Below are 16,940 nucleotides of genomic sequence, written 5' to 3'. Positions count from 1 at the left end.
AAGGTGCCGCCGAAACTCTATCAAGTGTAATCATTTTCTATAAATTCATAAACAATTTCGGATTTACCGGTGTATTGTTTTTGTGTACTTCGTAATGAAGATGAGGTCCTGTAGAACGTCCGGAATTTCCGGATTTTGCGATCACCTGACCTACTTTTACTTTTTCATTTACTTTCGCTACCAATTGAGATAAATGTCCGTATAATGTAGCGAGTCCATTTCCGTGAGATACGATCACGCAGTTTCCGTAGCCTCCTTTTTGACCTGAAAAAATGACGGTTCCCGCAGCAGTTGCGATAACATCGGCCCCAAAAGCAACACCAATATCCAACCCTTTGTGGAACTGCATTTGATCTGCCTCAGCGGGTGGATTGTTTTTTTCAACAGGCGCTTTAGATCCTGAATTAGAATTACTGGCAATAGATTTTGAAGAAGTGGCAGCTGGGGCCGAAGCAATAGGCGCTGATTTCGGCGTAACCATTACTTTTACTTCTCTTTTATTTCCGTAGCTGTCTGTTAATTCAATTGTTTTTTCAACGGGTTCTGCCTTTACTTCAGGTTTTGAAGCTGCGGCAACAGCTGTTGGTTTTGATTCTGATCCTACATTTGATTTTACCGAGGCGTAAACTGTTTTAAAAGGAATAGGATTTTTTCTAACTCCAAAGTTTGATGAAATATGACCTTCTGTAGGCATTCCCAATGGAACTTGCATTAATTTTTTCTGTAAATCCATTAAATATTGGCTGTATCGGTTAGATTGTTTAGCCAGATACACAGAACTTGAAATACTGTCTTTGCTAAGAATGGTTAGCTTTTCATTCGAAATATCTTTTGATTTTAAGAATGAGTTGAGCTGAGCAACAGTTTGGTCTACAAGACCCAGATCTGTTTTCATTTTTAAGTAATCTACACTGTCTTTTTCAGTGTTTATTTTCACAAGATTTACCTCATAGTTTTTATTATCTCTTTCAGAAAATAATTTGGCTATGAAAACTCCTTGTACAAAAACAACGAATAAAAGTCCTCCCAGAAGGATGTTTATGTTCTTCTTGCTGCTTAGAAATTTCTTCATATTTCTTCTCTTAGTATATTAAAAAACGGTTTTAAGCTTACAAATTTAATTAAAAATAAGGTTTATGACTCGTTTTTAACAAATATTTAGTAGGGTTCGTTAAATTTTGTTTAAACTTCATTGCAAAAATATGTATTTGATCATTTTTTAACGAGACTATTTATTTTTATTAAAGGTTAATATAGGTAATGTTCATTTGTAATATAATGTTTGAAAATGAACAATATTTCTTAGGATTGAGTAAAGAAAAGATATCTTCAGGTCTCAATTTATAAAAAATATCAAATTTTTCGATTGAAGTGCGAATGTAATTTTTAAAAATAGATATTTTGAAATCACATGTAGTGTTGTAATGGGAAACAGAGCATCTCTTATCTGGTTGTTAAGATATATAAACATTCATAGCAGACATTATTATTTTATGAGGTTGCATTTAGTCATCAAATGACATTTAGCCTGACTTTTGAAAATTGCCTGTTTCTATATTGTATTAGGAAAATTATCTACTTGAATCCTGCTTATTTTGTTTTTTTATGTTGCTTTTTCGTATTGCACTAAGGAATTATCTACTTGAACCCTGCTTGTTTTGTTTTTTTATGTTGCTTTTTTGTATTGTATTAAGAAAATTATCTACTTGAATTCTACTTATTTTATTTTTTTTATTTTGTTTTTGTATCGTATTCTGAAAATTTCCTACTTGAATTCTACTTATTGTATTTTGTTATGTTTTTGAAATTTAAACACTTATGTATTGGAAGTGTTTAGGTAGTAAAATATGTTTTGCTTTTCTAAACTAAATTTGTCGTTAGAATTTTTCGGGAGGATTAAATAAGAACTGGACAGTCAATTTCTTCTGAATTCTAGATATTATTTAAAACAAATTATGATGAAAAAAGATTTAATAATTTTATTAACTATTTTGAGTTCGGGACTGATATACTCACAAGTTGGGATTAATATTGAAGAACCTACTGCCACATTAGATGTTAACGGTAATACGAAAGTGAGAAAACTTCCTTTAGGAAGTAGTATGGATGATGTAATTGTAACCGATAATGATGGGAATCTCAAAAAGGTTTCAAGAGACAGTTTTGGAGGTGGCGGTAATAGCGGTGGCGGTAATGGTGGTAACGGATTTTCTACCTCAATTTTAGGATATGAACCACAACCTATAGCTAATAAAGTGGTGCCCCCTACTGCACCTGGTGGTGCTACTGTAACGGAATTGGGATGTAAGCAATGGCCTGTAAACGGACATTACTACTGTGCATATCAACTTTCGGTTGGAACTAATTTTTTTAATACTTTTACTTTGGCGAAAGAGTTGGGAGGATATCTAACAACTTTACCAAATGCTGTTGAACGTACTTGGGTTAATACTAATATTATTGATCCAGCCACAGGATACGGTTTGAAAAATAATATTTGGATTGGGATGGCTAAAATTCAGAGACCTGGCCAAGTTGCTTTAACTCAATGGATCACAGGTGAAGAGTTTAGAGTAAATTGGAGTACTAATCCAGCTTCTACTGAAAACTGGTTTGCCTCTGGAGAACCCAATGGAGGAACAGGTGAAGGTTTTGTTCATGTGCTTCTAACATCTAACTCTGCAACCAGAAAATGGAATGATATATGGGGTACGGCAGTTGATTGGCTTGGAAGTCCATTTAATCAGGTGATTGTAGAATTTAATGAATAATGATTTCAAATAATTTAAGACTAAGGCCAAAGGTTTTTTCCTTCGGCTTTTTTTTATGTACTTCTGGCTTGGATTCAATTTTTATGAACGTTGGGAGATTTAATAAAAATGAAAAAGATAAGATATGTTAATTTTTTCAGAAAATGGCTTTTATCATCCTTTCAAAAGCTTTGTTGAATCTTTGTTTTAATATATTTGCAGTTCACATTTCAATTATGACGAAAAAGAAAATAATTTCAGAATCTTCAATTTCTAAAAAGAATAAAAAGGAGGTTTCAGTGGGTGTTGTGGGAAGTGGAAGTTTTGCAACAGCGATTGTGAAAATGCTTGTTGAGAACTGTAAAGTTGTGCATTGGTGTGTAAGAAGTGAGTTTGTAAAAGGGGCGATTGAACTTCGCGGGCACAATCCGAGCTATCTTACGGCAGCCAATTTTAATCTTAAAAATTTAAAATTAACAACAGATATCAATGAATTGGTTTCTGCTTGTGATATTGTGGTGTTGGCAACACCGTCTATTTATCTGTCGGATACGCTGGATAAAATGAATTGTGACTATAAAGACAAAATTTTTGTTTCAGCAATCAAAGGAATTATTCCTAAGGTGAATGATGTGGTGGCGCATTATTTAAGGGATGAATTTAAAATTGGCTTTAGAAATCAGGCTGTGATTGCAGGACCTTGTCATGCAGAAGAAGTAGCGATGGAAAGGCTTTCTTATCTTACCATAGCAACGGTAGAAGATGAGGTAGCAGAAAAGTTATTTACTATTTTCAATTCAGATTTCATTAAAGTACATACCAGCAAAGATGTTCTGGGTAACGAATACAGCGCTATTCTTAAAAATATTTTTGCGATCGGAGCAGGGATTGCAAGCGGATTAGGCTACGGAGATAACTTTACGGCTGTTTTCGTTTCCAATGCGATCCGTGAAATGGAAACTTTCTTGGAAGCAATCTATGAAGCGCCAAGAGATGTTAATGAAAGTGCATATTTGGGAGATTTACTGGTAACGGCATATTCATTATTCTCAAGAAACCGAAGTTTAGGAAACCTTATTGGAAAAGGATATACGGTAAAATCTGCGATTCAGTCGATGAATATGGTGGCGGAAGGATATTACGCTGCAGATTCTATTTATAAGACCGCAAAACTGAAAAATCTTAAATTACCTATCGTAGATACCATTTACGCGATTCTGTATGAAGGTAAAAATGCAGAGAAACAGTTCAAGAAACTAACTGCAAAATTGAATTAAAAAAACAAGGTTTTAATCTCTAAAACCTTGTTCAAATATATTTTAAAACTTAAACTCTCAGGGTTTAAGTTTTTTTATTGACTCATTTTTGTGATTACAAGCGTATATGAAGACCGTACATTCAGATTACTTGCGGTAAATCCGTTACCTGTATCAAATTCAAACTTCTGTTTGATGGTTGTAGGGGTAAGAAGCTTTAAAAAATATGTTCCCTGAAAAAATGTAAATGAGCTGGATAGCTGACACATTTGGTTCATTTCTGTGATAGTGGCAGTTGTGGCCGCATTAATTAAATAAGAACGGGTACACGTCAGGTTTTGTGAAAGAGACTGCGTGTTGGCAGGACCTGTATTAGTACCTGAATTACTTGTGTCTACAGAGTACCGTACAATATAAGTTCCTGCCGGTAATGTGATGGTAGAAGTATCAGCACCAAGTGATGCTCCTGTAATTTTATTTTCAGCCACGGTAAATCCGGTAATGGTATTATTGGTACTGTTAGCCGGAATTAAAGCAGAAGGGCCGATAAGCAATGACATGGCTTGTGGTTGTGATCCTGCAAGAACAATACGCTGCCATTGGTTTTTTATCCAGATATAATATCCTTTTGGATAAATAGAGACTCCTCCTTTGTTGAATATCAAAAGACCATCTACCGGATTTGCAACTGGGGTAGTCGTGCTATTCAGTACCGTAAGGTCATATTGTGGAAAAAGAACGCCTTTGTTTGAAGCGTTAATATGCAGGCTACTGCTTGCACTAGGTGTATTTGTATTGATACCCACCTGCGATTTTGTAAACATACTTAATAAGAAAGCTGTTATACAGAATATGTAAATACGTTTTTTCATTTTTTTTATGTTATTGATTAAGAGCAGAACGCTGAATGTCAAGTTTTGCATTGGTAATAATGATCTCTCCGTTATTAGGTGCAATTCCTCCTGCTCCTAACTGGTAAGTTCCTCCTGCGTCATGCGCAATCGAAGGAAGAAGGGTAATGGGAGTCGCTGAACTTGTTACAAAAGAAAAACTAAGATTCAAAGTATGGGTCTTGTTGCTGGCAATAGACTGAGCATTGAGACTGATTGTTTTTCCGTACTGTGTTCCACTTACAGGATCTATAAGTTTTACCAGATATTGGTGCAGGTGAAGAGCACTATTTGAAATTCCTAATGTTGCACTTTCAAGGTTGGTTTTAATATCCAAACATACATTTACCAGATATCCGCTGTCTCCGGGAAGGGTAATAACACCGGAAGTGGGGTTGTAAGAAGCTCCGATATCATTAGAAATAACTGTAAAGGCAGCATCATTAAAATTTTTAAAAGTACCGTTTGCAGAACCTCCCAATACTGCATAATCAATTGATCTCTGAAGGATCATGTAGCTTACCAGGTTATACGAATCTGAAATCTGATTCCAGTGGCTATCTTTCCATTGATAGAGTCCCGGACTGATGGTGTTTCCTTTATTATATACCAGAAGTCCATCTGCAGGGTTAGCTACAGGACTTATGCTGCTTAATATATCTATAATATCTACTCTCGGAAGAAGAACCCCTTTGTTGTTGAATTCCGAAACCTGTAAAGCGGCAGAGCTGTTAATGGTAGTAGTACCTATAGCAACTTGCGCAAATATAATATGGGCTATTGATAAAAATAGCAGGATATACATTCTTTTCATAGTATGGTGTTTAAAGTTTAGAAATTTTAATATAAGATCCTGCAGGCATTACATTAACGAGGTCATAAAATGTACTATTTTGCATTCTTCCCAGTCTCAGTCTTAATCCTCCTATGATATTCGCATTCGAATCTGTAGGAACATTATAATAATAAGACCATGTTGCTAGGTGATTGGTACTAACCTTCGAAACAATAGGAACTTCTTTTCTGGTTCTGACTCCGCCTATAAATGTATTGGTAGAATTGTTAAAAGTATCATTGTAAAAATCTATAAAATATCCCATCAGATAATACGTGCTGCCTGTAAGAGGCGCTGTTCCTCCTTGTCCGGCAGGGATTTCCTGTGGAGAATTCAGATTAAGGTTTACTTCTACGAGATAATTTCCCTGAGGAAGAATCAAAGAATAGCCGCCTGATAATGTATTTAATACCACTTTAAAGCCCATAATATTTGAAACACCTGAAATGGCTGGAGGATTTACGACCAATAGTTCATTAGCACCAGCAGCGGCATTGTCCAATAGGGATACAGAACCTGTAAAATCCAGATAGGCTACTTTTGGGGTATCTTCAGCGTCTATGCTCCCTTGCCATTGGTTTGTTGTACTGTTGAAAAAATACAGAGCATTACTATTACCGTTAACCGCTCCGTTGTATCCCATAAGCCCATTGGCGGGCGAGGCTACTGGGGTAGTTGTACTGTTAAGGTTGACGATATTCAGGCTTGGAAGCAAAAGGCCTTTATTGCCGCCAGTAACGGCAATAGTAGGAATGCTGGTATAGCCGGTTCCTCCATTATTAAGCGTAACTCCTGTAACTACACCTCCTGAGACAATAGCAGTGGCTCTGGCTTTTGTACCTCCATTCACGATAGATCCTCCTCCATAGAAGTTAACCGTGGGAACTGAAGTATATCCGTTTCCACCATTTGTTACAGTAACACCCGTTACGGCACCTCCAGATATGGTAGCAGTGGCAGTGGCGGGTATTCCTTTGAAATTTTCGATATGCAAAATTGCACTGGGATCTGGGGTAGCTGTATTAATCCCTACACCTCCGCTTTGGGCTATTGCCGTTGTTGCGAGAAATACGCTAATCAGGTTAATGGTTTTCATTTGTATTATTTTTTAACGAAATATTTTTAACGAAATATTAATTTAATGTGAATTAAATATTACATAAGATTACGCAAAAAAAATAACATACAACTTTCCTATTTATATTTTTAAATAATATTTATTGCGTATTTCGTAATTTTTTATTTCATTTTCATTGGTGTATTTTATTTTTGTTTCTTTTTTGTGTGTAATTTTTATGTATAAAATGATTATCGTTGATTTGTTCTAAATAACGAACTTAAGTGAACTTAATTCTTGTAGGTGAATTAAATCATGTTATAGTGATTTTTTTATGAATTAAATTTATCATTCCAATCGGATAGGATAGATAATTTCCATCATATTTTTCGAATAATTAATATTTTAAATTTGTCTAAAAATTAACCTGTTAAAATCGTTAAAGCAGTCCTTATTCTTAAAACTTTTCCCGAAATTTGATATAAAATTTAGAATTATGTCACAATCGCTTACGAGCAGAACGCCGAAACCAAAATACGACGTTGTACTAATAGGTGGCGGAATTATGAGTGCCACTTTAGCTACATTATTACATGAGTTTGATCCCAATTTGGAGATCGCAATCTTTGAAAGGCTGGGCAGGTTTGCTAAAGAAAGCACTGCAGCCTGGAATAATGCAGGAACAGGTCACTCCGCTTTTTGTGAGCTTAATTATACACCTGAAAAAGCAGACGGAACAATAGATATTTCCAAGGCCGAAAGCATTGCAGAACAGTTTGAGATTTCCAAACAGTTTTGGTCTTATTTATTAAACAAAGGATATATTCAGGAGCCAAAAGATTTTATCAATTCTTGCCCACACATGAGTTTGGTATTCGGTGAAAAAGATGCTGAATATTTAAGAAAACGTCATGATAAAATGTCGGAATCTGTTCTGTTCCACGGAATGGAATTTTCTACAGATCATGCTAAACTAAAAGAATGGATTCCTTTGGTAATGAGCAAAAGAAACGAGTCTGAAATAATGGCTGCTACCAAAATGGATTTGGGAACAGATGTGAATTTTGGTTCTTTAACCAGAAAAATGGGAAGACACTTATTGGAAGATTCTAATGTTGAGGTTTTCCTTTACCACGAAGTGAAAGATATCAACCCTAGAGAAAATGGAGAATGGGAAATGAAGGTGAAAGACAGAATTCATAATCACAAACAGGAAGTGGTTGCAGATTTTGTATTTATCGGAGCCGGAGGATATGCGCTTCCGTTATTGGATAGTTCAGATATTAAAGAAAGTGCAGGGTACGGAGGTTTCCCTGTTTCGGGAGAATGGTTGGTAACACATAATCCGGAATTGGTAGAAAAGCATCAGGCAAAAGTATATACTCAAGCTACAGTAGATGCGCCACCAATGTCGGTTCCTCACTTAGATTTAAGAATAATAGACGGTAAAAAAGCATTGCTTTTTGGGCCATTTGCTGGTTTCTCAACCAAATTCCTGAAAGAAGGAAGTTATCTTGATCTTCCGGAAAGTGTTAATACTAAAAATATCAGATCATTATTCGGAGCGTGGTGGCACAATATTCCTTTAACGAAATATCTTATTCAGCAGGTTGCGATGACCAAGGCTCAGAGAATACAGCATTTAAGGGAATTTGTGAAAGATGCCAACGAAGCAGATTGGGAATTGAAAGTGGCTGGACAAAGGGTTCAGGTGATCAAAAAAGATGAAAAAGACGGAGGTAAGTTAGAATTCGGAACCGAGGTGGTTGTCAATAAAAGCGGAACCATCGCTTCATTATTAGGAGCGTCTCCCGGAGCATCCACCGCAGCGTATGCGATGTTGAATGTTCTTGAAAAATGTTTCCCCGAAAAACTTAACGGAGAATGGAAAGAAAAATTATTAGAAATGATTCCTTCGTATGGACAGAGGTTAGCCGGAAACCCTGAGCTTACCGAAAAAGTAAGAAATTATTCTAAAGAGAAATTAGAATTAGAATATTAAACATCAATAATAAGCAATGGGCAATGAGTAATAAATGATTAATTTTGCGGTTAGTCATTACTTATTGCCCATTACTAATTATTCATCATAAAAAAAATGTCAGATACACTTGTAAAGCCGATTATTGCAAAAGAACTCCTTGAATCTCTTCAGACGAAAATAGAAGAAGAGAAGCAGGTGATTGTGCATTGTTGTTTTCCTGCATCTCCATTTTTGGGTAATTTGATCAGAATTTGGAACTCAACCTATCTTTTTGATAATAATTCGGATCATAAAAGTAAACTGATTCACGCAGAAAATATCACGATATCTCCAAACTGGACGGTAGTTCCTTTTATGAAAGATTTTTGGTTTACCTTAATATTCTCAGGACTTCCGAGAGATTGCAGAAGCTTTGATCTGAGAGAAGTGATTCCCGAAGAAGGAGGTTTTGTAGTAGAATCGATTAAAAGAAATTCGTTAGACGTTTACCGTGTTAAAATTTCAGAATCCTATTGATGAAAATAAGGGATGAAAAATTGGAACAGATTATTCATTGGGCAGAAGAAAATCCCGATGTAAGAGCTGTTTTATTAACGAGTTCTTTAGTTAATCCTTATGCTCCCGTTGATGATTTAAGTGATCTCGATATTGAGTTGGTTTTTAATGATATGAAAGTGTATGAATCTGATAAAACTTGGATCAATACTTTTGGAAAGCCCATTTCAATGATAGAAGAAGATGAAACTTTTTTCGATGGGAAACACGCTATGAAAATGGTTTTATATGAAGATCACGTAAAAGTGGATTTCAAATTATATCAAAAATCCGAATTTTTAAAAGAAATACAAGCTGAAACTCTTCCCGAAGATTGGGATGTTGGGTATAAAGTTTTGGTAGATAAAGATCATTTAACCCAAGATATGAAACCTGCGACATATCAATCGATCATGATTCAAAAACCGAGTGAACAAAGGTTTCAACAATTGATCAATGATTTTTGGTGGGATACAACATACGTTGCAAAATGTCTTAAACGGGACGAAATTTTCTATGCAAAATTTATGTCTGAAAATGTGATCCGAACAGATTATCTGGTTCCTTTACTAGAATGGTATATCGCCAGCAAAAATGGATGGAATATCACCACCAATAAACACGGAAGACTTTTCAAGAAATATTTATCTCCTGAGCTATGGGAAAAAGTAGAAGCTACTTTTTCAGGAAGCGATATAGAGCAAAACTGGATTGCTTTGTTTGCGTATGCAGATCTTATTCATGAATTAGGAACTGATTTGGCTGCAAAAATTAACTCTACTTATCCAATAGAGGTAGAAAATAATATCAGGAAATATCTTAATGAGGTTAGATCTCAGTCATGATTTAGGCAAACTCATTTTGCTTCATTAAGTTATCCATACAATATTCCGTTATTGCCGTAATAGTAACAAAAGGATTTACCCCAATAGTCCCCGGAATCAATGAACCGTCTAAAACAAAAAGATTGTCGTGATTCTTTAATTTTCCAAATGCATTGGTAGCTTCTCCCAACACACAGCCACCTAATGGATGATAACAAATGTTAGCTCCAAAACCATTATTAAACAGAAGATGCGCTCGTGTTCCGCCATTGGCTTTATTCATCTTTTTAATGAAATAATCGGCGTTTTCTCTCATCTTTTTTGTGTTGCTTTCATCCCAGTCTATCGTAAGCTGATTGTTGCTATAAGAAACCGAACCTTTTTTATCTACTCTGTTGATCTGTAAATAAAGAGCCGTGGCAACATCCATTCCCATAGGTAAAGGGGCAATTTCTGCGAAAAAAGGATGGTCGGGATCGTCCCAGTTATCAACACCGCCAACAGGGATGGTAGATTGTTTAGCTCCCGTTCCACCGGATAAAGGTTTTACCCAGTTTCTTCCTGTCATAAAGTTTCCGTTGTTTCCCCAGTTTTTGCCAATGCTTTCGTTAATAGGAAAATTATTTACTGCATGAGAATGAAGCAATAGCTTTAAGGTTCCCATGGTTCCTGCGGCAAGAATCAGTTTTTTACAATGAAATACTTTATCGGCAACGGTTTTTCCTGCGGTATCAATTTGTTGAACATTCAGCGTATATGTTTTATCGTTATTTAATTTAATAATATCTACACTATGAAGATCCAGAATTTCAAGATTTCCTGTATCTAAAGCTTTTTGAAGATAGGTTTTGTCGAGACTGTTTTTCCCGTGATTATTCCCGTAAATGACCTCTGTGTTGAAGGCAGATCGTGGAACTTCATTTTTATATTCCTTTTCCATATAATCGAAATCATACACATTCGGAACTCTCATTGTTTTAAAACCTGCTTTATGAGCTTCACCTTCACCTACTCTCGTAAATTTATAAAACGGACAATCCTGTAAAAATTGTTCATCAATTACGTTTACTTTAAGTTCTTTTCTGGCGAGAGGAAAATAGAAACTATAGAATTTTTGAGCATCAAGATCAGGAAAAATTTCTTTGAAATAACTTTCTTTTGGAGTTACCGCCATACCGCCATTAACCAGTGAACCACCGCCAACACCTCTTCCTATCCAAATATTGATATGTTCGAAATCAAGCCTGTCTAGCACGCCTGTAAAAGGTTTTAATGAAAAAATATTAAGGAAGGGAGCGATTGATTTTGTTTTTAACCAAGCAGAGCTTTGTCCGGGTTTTAATAAGTTTGAATAGGGTAGGTTTGATTTTCCCCAATTAAGTCCCATTTCCAGCATAATTACTTTTTTGCCGGCCTCGCATAAACGCAATGCAGAAACAGCACCTCCGTATCCTGAACCAATAATAATGATGGGCGCATCAATCTCTTTTTGATCTCGGAGCTGAGGTTGCATGGCCTGAAGCAAGTTTGAGTGTAAAAAATAAAATCCTCCAATGGCCAGAGCGCTGGATTTTAAAAATTCTTTCCTATTCATGCTGTTTGTTTTCCAAAAAGCATGCTAGGAAATCAGAATGTTTTCCTAATTTGTTAGAAAGATTTAATAAATATTCGATTTCTTGTTGAATATTTACTTTTGTTAAAATTAAATTGCCATTTTTTTAGTTTAATTTTAACTTCTATAAAAAGGAAAATTCATAGTTTTAAACTTTAAAAAAGATAATGAAGAAATATATTATACTCTTCCTGATGTTACCCTTCTTTGTATTTTCTCAAAAGATGGTTTCAAAGGAAGTCATGGAAGTCAAGAAATTTCAGGAAGAACTGAATGCAGAATATCTTAATGCGAAGGAAACGCCTTTACGTGGAGATAATTTTACCAATTTTAAAGGGCATCCTTTCTTTCCATTTGATTTGAAATATAGAGTAACCGCCAATTTTACCAAAACAAAGGATGCAAAACCGTTTGATCTTCCAACTTCTTCCGGGAAAACAAAATCGTATAAAGAATATGGGAAGGCAACTTTTACCCTAGAGGGGAAATCGTATACTTTAACCTTATATCAAAGTTTAGATTTAATAAAGCAAAAAAAATACAAGGATTATCTTTTCCTGCCTTTCCGAGATCTGACCAATGAAAAAGAAACGTATGGTGGTGGAAAATATATGGACCTAACGATTCCAAAAGGAAATACCATTGTTCTGGATTTTAATAAATCATACCAGCCGTTTTGTGCTTATAATGCGTATGACTATAACTGTCCGATTGTTCCTGAAGAAAACAAGCTTCCGGTGGAGATTCGTGCTGGGGTAATGTATGAAGATATTTATCATCATTAAAATTAGATATGATCAATTTACATTTTTTCAAGCGGGAAGATCTTTCTGAAGTCAGTTATACATTAGATGAGATCCAGTTAAGATATACATCTACCGCAGAATTTGCGCTCAATAGAATAAAAGAACGGAACACCAATTTAGAATTTCCCATAACCATTTTTGAGGATGAAAAAGCGGCAGGTTTTTTTATATTAGATTTTGGAGAAGATAAACTTGACCTTACCGATAATCCGAATTCCACGTTGTTGAGATCCTTATCAATCAATCCAAAATTACAAGGTAAAGGAATAGGAAAAGCTTCAATGATTCAAATTGATGATTTTGTAAGAGAGAACTTCAAAAACTGCGACGAAATTGTATTAGCCGTGAACGAAAACAATACTTCTGCGTACGACCTTTATATCAAAGTAGGATATCAATTCGATGGCAAAACAAGAATGGGGAGGAGTGGCCCGCAGCGTTTGATGTACAAAAAAATTTAAGAAAACTTTAAATTTAAATATTCAGTGGTCTTGATTCTTTCCATTAACTTTGAGTAACATCAAATAATAAAACATGGAAATATCACTTCGTAATCAGGTAGCAGTCGTTACCGGAGCTTCAAGCGGAATAGGAACAGGAATAGCAAAATCATTGGCTTCAGCAGGAGCCACCATCATTGTCAATCACTCTTCAGAAAGATCTGCGGACGAGGCCAAAGCCGTTTTACAAGAAATTACCGATGCAGGAGGAAAAGGAATTACCTATCAATGTGATGTTTCTAAGGAAGATCAGGTGGTAAAAATGTTTCAGGATGTAGTTTCAGAATTCGGAACGGTTGATATTTTAGTGAACAATGCTGGAATTCAGAAAGATTCAAAATTCACAGAAATGACGCTTGATCAGTGGAATGCTGTAATTGGGGTCAACTTAACAGGTCAGTTTCTTTGCGCAAGAGAAGCGATCAAAGAATTTCTTCGCCGCGGAATTGATCCTACACGTTCTATCGCTTGTGGAAAAATCATTCATATCAGTTCGGTTCATGAGATTATTCCTTGGGCTGGGCATGCCAATTATGCTTCGAGCAAAGGGGCGATCAGAATGTTGATGCAGACGCTAGCTCAGGAATACGGGGCCAATAAAATCCGTGTTAATTCTATTTGTCCGGGAGCTATTCAAACTCCGATCAATAAAGATGCATGGAGCACTCCGGAAGCCTTAGATTCTTTACTTAATTTAATTCCATACAACAGAATCGGCCAACCACAGGATATCGGAAATTTGGCTGCTTTTTTAGCGAGTGACCTTGCAGATTATATCACAGGAACCAGCGTTTTTGTAGACGGTGGAATGACCACTTTTGAAAGTTTTTCTACAGGAGGATAATTTTTGGGCGCACATTTCCGGCTTTCACTACTCGCTTTTTTGTGCCCTCGCATTTTCCGAAGCTTACAAAAAGAGCTCAGACAGGCCGTTCAATCCGGGGCGCATGGTAGCTAAAGTAGAAACAATCGTCGCTTGAATGTCAATGGTGAATCAACTGCGTTTGCCAATTAAAAAATCATGATCCAGTTTGTCATTCCGGAGGAATCTAAACATAGTAATTAAAAGCTCAGCTGAGATTCCTACGGAATGACAAACTCTGTAGAAAAGTGTATGACAAAGGTTTATACATTCAAACCTATAAGGTTTTTTCTCTCAATTATCAGTTTTTAGATATTTATAAAATTATGAAGGAAAAAGAAAGACTATCAGGCATTTCATGGAAAAAATGGGGTTCTTATGTAAGCAACAGAGAATGGGGATTGGTTCGTGAAGATTACAGCGCAGATGGCGACGCATGGAATTACACAACTCATAATACCGCCGAAGCAAAAGCGTACCGATGGGGGGAAGAAGGGATTTGTGGAATCTGTGACGATATGCAGAAGCTCGTTTTTTCCGTAGGATTTTGGAATAAGAAAGATAAAATGGTAAAGGAACGTTTCTTTGGCCTAACAAATGGCGAAGGAAATCACGGAGAAGATGTGAAAGAATATTTTTATTATCTGGATGCTACGCCCACCCATTCTTATATGAAGATGTTGTATAAATATCCTCAGAATGCTTTTCCCTACGAAGATTTGTTACAAACAAATGCAGCAAGAAGCAAAGAAGAAACGGAATACGAATTAATTGACACCGGAATTTTTGACCAAAACGAATACTTCGATATTTTCATAGAATACGCTAAAGAAAGCGAGAATGATATTTTAGTTAGGCTTACGGTTGTTAATAAGGCTGAAAAAGAATTTCCTTTACTTATTCTTCCTACGATTTGGTTCAGAAATACATGGAATTGGGGATATGATGATTATAAACCTCAACTAAGTTCCGAGGAATCAACTTCTATTACAATTGATCATAAAGACTTGGAAATTAAAAACATGTATGCAAAGCAGTCATTAAAAACTTTGTTTTGTGATAATGAAACCAATAATGAAAAGCTTTATCAGTCTCCCAATAATTCAGAATATTGTAAAGATGGCATCAATGATTTTGTAGTCAATGGAAATTCAGAAGCAATCAATCCAAAAGATATTGGAACCAAAGCTTCTTTTTTGATTGATGAAAATTTCAAGGCGAAAGAAACCAAAATTTTTGAATTTAGACTTTCAGATAAAGCGTTAAAACAGCCTTTTGAGGATTTTGATGAGGTTTTTACTTTAAGGAAAAAAGAAACCGACGAATTTTATGCGGATATTCAGGAAGGAATAAAAACTGAGGATGAAAAGTTAGTCCAAAGACAGGCTTTTGCAGGAATGCTTTGGAATAAAATGTTTTACCATTATAATGTTGAAAAGTGGTTAAAAGGAGATCCCGCAGAAATGAAACCGCCAAAATCACGCGCGAAAATCAGAAATTATGAATGGCAGCATCTCAATAATGAGCATATTATTTCCATGCCCGATAAATGGGAATATCCTTGGTATGCCACTTGGGATCTCGCATTTCACACCATCAGTTTTTCGTTGATTGATCCTGATTTTGCTAAGCAACAGTTAAAGCTGTTCCTTTTTGAATGGTATATGCATCCAAACGGACAACTTCCGGCGTATGAATGGAATTTCAGTGATGTGAATCCTCCGGTTCATGCATGGGCGGTTTTCAGAGTTTTTAAAATTGATGAATATTTTAAGAATAAACCCGATCTGGAATTTCTGGAAAGTGCTTTTCAAAAATTGTTGATGAATTTCACTTGGTGGGTAAATAAGAAGGACCACAATGGAAATAATATTTTCGAAGGTGGCTTTTTAGGACTTGATAATATTGGCGTTTTTGATCGCAACACGGCACTTCCAAACGGTGAACAGCTTGAACAGTCTGACGGAACAAGCTGGATGGCCATGTTTGCTCTAAATATGATGAGAATAGCGTTGGAATTGGCTCAATACAACAATGTATATGAGGAAATGGCGATGAAGTTTTTTGAACATTTCCTTTCTATTGCCAATTCTCTTGACAATATGGGAGATGAATGTTTTAGCCTTTGGGATGAGCAGGATGAGTTTTTCTACGATGCGATTTCTTCCAGTGACGGAAATCATATGTATCTTCGAATGAGAACGATTGTTGGTTTGATACCGATGTTTGCCGTTGAGGTGATTGATGATGAGATGATTGAAAATCTGCCCAATTTCAAGAAAAGAATGAAATGGGTTCTTGAAAATAAACCTGAATTGGCATCTTTGGTTTCCCGTTGGGAAGTTAAGGGACAGGATTCTAAACATTTACTTTCACTTTTGAGAGGTCATCGTTTGAAAAGACTGTTGAGCAGAATGCTAGATCCTAATCAGTTTTTAAGTGAGTATGGAGTTCGTGCGCTGTCGAAAGAATATGAAAAAAATCCATACGAATTGAATTTAAACGGAATAGATTATTCTGTAAAATATACTCCCGCAGAAAGTGATAGCGGACTTTTTGGTGGAAACAGCAATTGGCGCGGCCCGATTTGGTTTCCGATTAATTTTTTAATTATTGAAAGTCTTCAACGGTTTTTCTTTTACTACAGTCCGGATTTTATGGTTGAATATCCTACAGGAAGTGGAAATTATTCGAATTTGGATCAGATTGCAGATGCTTTAAGCAAAAGGCTATCCAAGATATTTTTAAAAGATGAAAATGGAAATCGCCCAGCTAACGGACAATATCCAAGGTTTCAAACCGATCCCGATTTTAAAGATTATATTTTATTTTATGAATATTTTCATGGTGATAATGGCCGTGGAGTAGGAGCTTCCCATCAAACAGGCTGGACGGGCTTAATTGCAAAAATCCTTCAACCAAGATTTACCAAAAAAGAAATCGCAGAATCTGAAACGGAAATGCCCGAGGAAGCGAAATGATAAAAGGATGTAACAAAGAGATGTATAGTAAATAATAAGCTATAAAATT

General features: G+C 35.8%; 14 protein-coding genes. 9 read left to right on the top strand and 5 right to left on the bottom strand.

From position 1 onward, the window contains the following. Nucleotides 1–37: 37 nt before the first annotated feature. Nucleotides 38–1,072: a M23 family metallopeptidase gene (locus tag AMQ68_RS10220; protein ID WP_082384014.1), complete on the bottom strand. Its 1,035-nt coding sequence runs from the start codon at nucleotides 1,070–1,072 to the stop codon at nucleotides 38–40. 886 nt (nucleotides 1,073–1,958) lie between these two features. Here AMQ68_RS10220 and AMQ68_RS10215 point away from each other — a divergent pair. Together AMQ68_RS10215 and AMQ68_RS10210 are read left to right on the top strand one after the other, a co-directional pair. Continuing rightward, the gene (locus tag AMQ68_RS10215; protein ID WP_054510521.1) at nucleotides 1,959–2,771 is read left to right on the top strand and encodes a hypothetical protein; all 813 of its coding nucleotides are present in this window, start codon (nucleotides 1,959–1,961) and stop codon (nucleotides 2,769–2,771) included. 248 nt (nucleotides 2,772–3,019) lie between these two features. Next, complete coding sequence (locus AMQ68_RS10210) at nucleotides 3,020–4,027, top strand: NAD(P)H-dependent glycerol-3-phosphate dehydrogenase (protein WP_082384019.1); 1,008 nt, start codon at nucleotides 3,020–3,022, stop codon at nucleotides 4,025–4,027. A 74-nt stretch (nucleotides 4,028–4,101) separates the two neighbouring features. On the opposite strand, the gene AMQ68_RS10205 is transcribed toward AMQ68_RS10210, so the two are convergent. From AMQ68_RS10205 to AMQ68_RS10195, 3 genes are read right to left on the bottom strand one after another with little or no spacing between them, the layout of a single operon-like run. Further along, nucleotides 4,102–4,878, bottom strand: coding sequence for a hypothetical protein (locus AMQ68_RS10205; protein WP_123905660.1), 777 nt, complete (start codon nucleotides 4,876–4,878; stop codon nucleotides 4,102–4,104). Between the two features lie 10 nt (nucleotides 4,879–4,888). Next, nucleotides 4,889–5,710, bottom strand: a complete 822-nt coding sequence (locus tag AMQ68_RS10200) for a hypothetical protein (protein ID WP_054510519.1) — start codon at nucleotides 5,708–5,710, stop codon at nucleotides 4,889–4,891. Between the two features lie 10 nt (nucleotides 5,711–5,720). Continuing rightward, complete coding sequence (locus AMQ68_RS10195; RefSeq protein ID WP_054510518.1) at nucleotides 5,721–6,827, bottom strand: hypothetical protein; 1,107 nt, start codon at nucleotides 6,825–6,827, stop codon at nucleotides 5,721–5,723. Nucleotides 6,828–7,284: 457 nt separating this feature from the next. Between AMQ68_RS10195 and mqo the strand changes: the two genes are divergently transcribed. The 3 genes from mqo (at nucleotide 7,285) to AMQ68_RS10180 (ending at nucleotide 10,151) form a co-directional block, all read left to right on the top strand. Continuing rightward, a complete protein-coding gene (gene mqo / locus AMQ68_RS10190; RefSeq protein ID WP_054510517.1) occupies nucleotides 7,285–8,790 on the top strand; it encodes a malate dehydrogenase (quinone) in 1,506 nt (501 codons plus the stop codon). A gap of 96 nt (nucleotides 8,791–8,886) precedes the next feature. Then, nucleotides 8,887–9,288, top strand: coding sequence for a hypothetical protein (locus AMQ68_RS10185; RefSeq protein WP_054510516.1), 402 nt, complete (start codon nucleotides 8,887–8,889; stop codon nucleotides 9,286–9,288). Next, nucleotides 9,288–10,151 carry an AadS family aminoglycoside 6-adenylyltransferase gene (locus tag AMQ68_RS10180; RefSeq protein WP_054510515.1) on the top strand — a complete coding sequence of 288 codons (864 nt, stop codon included), beginning with the start codon at nucleotides 9,288–9,290 and terminating at the stop codon, nucleotides 10,149–10,151. Before AMQ68_RS10185 ends, AMQ68_RS10180 begins: the two co-directional genes overlap by 1 nt. 1 nt (nucleotide 10,152) lies before the next feature. On the opposite strand, the gene AMQ68_RS10175 is transcribed toward AMQ68_RS10180, so the two are convergent. Next, the gene (locus tag AMQ68_RS10175) at nucleotides 10,153–11,724 is read right to left on the bottom strand and encodes a GMC oxidoreductase (protein WP_054510514.1); all 1,572 of its coding nucleotides are present in this window, start codon (nucleotides 11,722–11,724) and stop codon (nucleotides 10,153–10,155) included. Between the two features lie 185 nt (nucleotides 11,725–11,909). On the opposite strand from AMQ68_RS10175, the gene AMQ68_RS10170 reads away from it, so the two are divergent. The 4 genes from AMQ68_RS10170 to AMQ68_RS10155 all read left to right on the top strand — a co-directional run bounded on the left by AMQ68_RS10170 (nucleotide 11,910) and on the right by AMQ68_RS10155 (nucleotide 16,891). Further along, nucleotides 11,910–12,527 carry a DUF1684 domain-containing protein gene (locus tag AMQ68_RS10170; protein WP_054510513.1) on the top strand — a complete coding sequence of 206 codons (618 nt, stop codon included), beginning with the start codon at nucleotides 11,910–11,912 and terminating at the stop codon, nucleotides 12,525–12,527. Between the two features lie 8 nt (nucleotides 12,528–12,535). After that, the gene (locus AMQ68_RS10165) at nucleotides 12,536–13,009 is read left to right on the top strand and encodes an N-acetyltransferase (RefSeq protein WP_054510512.1); all 474 of its coding nucleotides are present in this window, start codon (nucleotides 12,536–12,538) and stop codon (nucleotides 13,007–13,009) included. Between the two features lie 73 nt (nucleotides 13,010–13,082). Next, nucleotides 13,083–13,892 (top strand): glucose 1-dehydrogenase, encoded by an 810-nt coding sequence (locus AMQ68_RS10160; protein WP_054510511.1) that lies wholly within the window; start codon nucleotides 13,083–13,085, stop codon nucleotides 13,890–13,892. A gap of 344 nt (nucleotides 13,893–14,236) precedes the next feature. After that, nucleotides 14,237–16,891 carry a glucosidase gene (locus AMQ68_RS10155; RefSeq protein WP_123905659.1) on the top strand — a complete coding sequence of 885 codons (2,655 nt, stop codon included), beginning with the start codon at nucleotides 14,237–14,239 and terminating at the stop codon, nucleotides 16,889–16,891. Nucleotides 16,892–16,940 lie beyond the last annotated feature (49 nt).

This window comes from Chryseobacterium sp. ERMR1:04 (assembly GCF_001297705.1).
GTDB lineage: Bacteria > Bacteroidota > Bacteroidia > Flavobacteriales > Weeksellaceae > Chryseobacterium.
This window is presented reverse-complemented; position numbering and strand designations above follow the sequence as displayed.

Excerpts from the sequence above, each read along its gene's own strand:
- AMQ68_RS10155 (WP_123905659.1), top strand. The coding sequence starts at position 14,237 with ATGAAGGAAAAAGAAAGACTATCAGGCATTTCATGGAAAAAATGGGGT.
- AMQ68_RS10205 (WP_123905660.1), bottom strand. The coding sequence starts at position 4,878 with ATGAAAAAACGTATTTACATATTCTGTATAACAGCTTTCTTATTAAGT.
- AMQ68_RS10160 (WP_054510511.1), top strand. The coding sequence starts at position 13,083 with ATGGAAATATCACTTCGTAATCAGGTAGCAGTCGTTACCGGAGCTTCA.
- AMQ68_RS10185 (WP_054510516.1), top strand. The coding sequence starts at position 8,887 with ATGTCAGATACACTTGTAAAGCCGATTATTGCAAAAGAACTCCTTGAA.
- AMQ68_RS10200 (WP_054510519.1), bottom strand. The coding sequence starts at position 5,710 with ATGAAAAGAATGTATATCCTGCTATTTTTATCAATAGCCCATATTATA.
- AMQ68_RS10180 (WP_054510515.1), top strand. The coding sequence starts at position 9,288 with ATGAAAATAAGGGATGAAAAATTGGAACAGATTATTCATTGGGCAGAA.
- mqo (WP_054510517.1), top strand. The coding sequence starts at position 7,285 with ATGTCACAATCGCTTACGAGCAGAACGCCGAAACCAAAATACGACGTT.
- AMQ68_RS10215 (WP_054510521.1), top strand. The coding sequence starts at position 1,959 with ATGAAAAAAGATTTAATAATTTTATTAACTATTTTGAGTTCGGGACTG.
- AMQ68_RS10170 (WP_054510513.1), top strand. The coding sequence starts at position 11,910 with ATGAAGAAATATATTATACTCTTCCTGATGTTACCCTTCTTTGTATTT.
- AMQ68_RS10220 (WP_082384014.1), bottom strand. The coding sequence starts at position 1,072 with ATGAAGAAATTTCTAAGCAGCAAGAAGAACATAAACATCCTTCTGGGA.
- AMQ68_RS10165 (WP_054510512.1), top strand. The coding sequence starts at position 12,536 with ATGATCAATTTACATTTTTTCAAGCGGGAAGATCTTTCTGAAGTCAGT.
- AMQ68_RS10195 (WP_054510518.1), bottom strand. The coding sequence starts at position 6,827 with ATGAAAACCATTAACCTGATTAGCGTATTTCTCGCAACAACGGCAATA.
- AMQ68_RS10175 (WP_054510514.1), bottom strand. The coding sequence starts at position 11,724 with ATGAATAGGAAAGAATTTTTAAAATCCAGCGCTCTGGCCATTGGAGGA.